This window comes from Bremerella sp. JC817 (genome assembly GCF_040718835.1).
In the GTDB taxonomy this organism is placed as follows: domain Bacteria; phylum Planctomycetota; class Planctomycetia; order Pirellulales; family Pirellulaceae; genus Bremerella.
In genome coordinates, this window is sequence record NZ_JBFEFG010000121.1 from 1 (window position 1) to 381 (window position 381).

Here is a 381-nt window from a genome sequence, read left to right on the forward strand (position 1 = left end):
GCCATGAAGCTGCCGCCGTGGCGGACGGTGGCGACCGAGGTGGTCTCGCCGGCGCGAAGCTCGGCGATGGCGCCGGTGGCGCCGAGGTTGGGGGGGGGACCCACGAGCCGGAGCGTGACCGAGGGGCCGAGGTGCTGAGCCTCGTTGATCAGGACGCGGAGCGGGCCGTCGATCGTGGTCATGACGAGGTCGAGGTCGCCGTCGAGGTCGAGGTCGCCCACGGCGAGGGAGCGACCGGAGCGGAGTTCGTCCAGGTTGAGGCCCCACGCAACGGTCCTGTCCTCGAAGCGTAGCCCGCCGGCGTTGCGCAGGAGGATGGGGGGCTGGTCGTAACGCTCGGTCGGCCCGACGGGATAGACGTGGCCGTTGGCCTGGAAGAGG

1 pseudogene is annotated in these 381 nt (G+C 71.9%); it reads right to left on the reverse strand.

The features are described 5' to 3' along the window. Positions 1–381, reverse strand: a pseudogene (locus AB1L30_RS00550) (hypothetical protein); the annotation flags it as partial.